This is a genomic window from Agathobaculum sp. TL06 (assembly GCF_054658635.1).
Genome location: NZ_BAAGGY010000048.1, coordinates 1 through 2,500 on the forward strand (window position 1 = coordinate 1; position 2,500 = coordinate 2,500).

At 51.6% G+C, this 2,500-nt stretch carries 1 rRNA gene (cut by a window edge); it reads right to left on the bottom strand.

Annotation, left to right across the window (positions count from 1 at the left end):
- Positions 1-66 precede the first annotated feature (66 nt).
- Positions 67-2,500: ribosomal RNA gene (locus tag ACYQ3S_RS15410) — 23S ribosomal RNA — on the bottom strand; it runs 409 nt beyond the window's last position.

The window sequence follows — 2,500 nt, forward strand, 5'->3', positions numbered from 1 at the left end:
GGTTTACACCCTGAAAACTGAACAATAACAACTCACAGCAAAGAGTACGAGGATTACCTCTAATATGAGGTCAAGCCCTCGGCCTATTAGTATCAGTCCGCTGCATACATTACTGCACTTCCACTCCTGACCTATCAACCTTGTAGTCTACAAGGGGCCTTACTCCATAAAGGATGGGAACACTTATCTCGAGGGGAGTTTCACGCTTAGATGCCTTCAGCGTTTATCTCGTCCGTACTTAGCTACCCAGCTATGCCCCTGGCGGAACAACTGGTGCACCAGCGGTACGTCCATCCCGGTCCTCTCGTACTAAGGACAGCTCCTCTCAATATTCCTACGCCCGCAACAGATAGGGACCGAACTGTCTCACGACGTTCTGAACCCAGCTCGCGTACCGCTTTAATTGGCGAACAGCCAAACCCTTGGGACCGAATTCAGCCCCAGGATGCGATGAGCCGACATCGAGGTGCCAAACCTCCCCGTCGATGTGGACTCTTGGGGGAGATCAGCCTGTTATCCCCAGGGTAGCTTTTATCCGTTGAGCGACGGCATTTCCATTCACATACCGCCGGATCACTAACTCCAACTTTCGTTACTGCTCGAACCGTCATTCTCGCAGTTAGGCTCGTTTTTGCGTTTACACTCATTGCACGATTTCCGTCCGTGCTGAACGAACCTTTGAGCGCCTCCGTTACTCTTTAGGAGGCGACCGCCCCAGTCAAACTGCCCACCTGACAGTGTCCCCCGACCAGATTCATGGCCGCAGGTTAGAATCCCAATATCCCAAGAGTGGTATCCCAAGGTTGGCTCCACAAATGCTGGCGCACTTGCTTCCTAGCCTCCCACCTATCCTGTACATGGAATACCGAGATCCAATATCAAGCTACAGTGAAGCTCCATGGGGTCTTTCCGTCTAGTTGCGGGAAACCGGCATCTTCACCGGTACTACAATTTCGCCGGGCGGGCTGTTGAGACAGTGCCCAAATCGTTACGCCATTCGTGCGGGTCAGAACTTACCTGACAAGGAATTTCGCTACCTTAGGACCGTTATAGTTACGGCCGCCGTTTACTGGGGCTTAAGTTCGCACCTTCGCTTACGCTAAGCACTCCCCTTAACCTTCCAGCACCGGGCAGGCGTCACCCCCTATACGTCATCTTTCGATTTAGCAGAGAGCTGTGTTTTTGCTAAACAGTCGCTTGGGCCTTTTCACTGCGGCCTGCTCTCGCAGGCGCCCCTTATCCCGAAGTTACGGGGCCAATTTGCCGAGTTCCTTAACAACCCTTCTCCCGTTGGCCTTAGAATACTCATCCCATCTACCTGTGTCGGTTTGCGGTACGGGCACCTTAGTATACACATAAGCTTTTCTCGTCTCTCACGCCAGTTACTTCCCTACTATTTTTCGGTCCCTTACGCCCCGGGCAACCATCGCCGGGGTTAACCTTAATGAAAGCGTCCCTTATGCTTAAAGTTCGGTGGTTACGGAATTTCTACCGTATGTGCATCGACTACGCCTTTCGGCCTCGCCTTAGCTCCCGACTAACCTTGGGCGGACGAACCTTCCCCAAGAAACCTTAGATTTTCGGCCATTATGATTCTCACATAATTCTCGCTACTTATTCCGGCATTCTCACTCGTATAAAATCCACCAGTGCTTACGCTCTGACTTCACCTCTTATACGACGCTCCCCTACCCAATGCATTACTGCAATGCCTAAGCTTCGGTTGAACGCTTAGCCCCGTTACATTTTCTGCGCAAAACCACTCGACCAGTGAGCTATTACGCACTCTTTGAATGAGTGGCTGCTTCTAAGCCAACATCCTGGTTGTCTTCGCAGTTTCACATCATTTTCCACTTAGCGTTCATTTGGGACCTTAGCTGTAGATCTGGGCTGTTTCCCTTTTGACCACGAGACTTATCTCACGTAGTCTGACTGCTATTCATCAATTAGCCGGCATTCAGAGTTTGATAGGGTTCGGTAACCTCGCGGCCCCTAGCCCATTCAGTGCTTTACCTCCGGTAATCTAAAATAACGCTAGCCCTAAAGCTATTTCGGGGAGAACCAGCTATCTCCGAGTTCGATTGGAATTTCTCCGCTATCCACAAGTCATCCCCGGCTTTTTCAACAGACGTGGGTGCGGCCCTCCACGGTGTCTTACCACCGCTTCAGCCTGCTCATGGATAGGTCACCCGGTTTCGGGTCTAATACCTGCAACTTCATACGCCCTGTTCAGACTCGCTCTCGCTACGGCTCCGGTACTCCAGTACCTTAACCTCGCTGCAAATATTAACTCGCCGGACCGTTCTACAAAAAGTACCCGATCACACTTTAACGTGCTCTCGGTGCTTGTAGGCACAAGGTTTCAGGTTCTTTTTCACTCCCCTCCCGGGGTACTTTTCACCTTTCCCTCACGGTACTGCTCCACTATCGGTCACTGAGTAGTATTTAGGCTTGGAGGATGGTCCCCCCATCTTCCCTGCGGGTTTCACGTGTCCGCAGG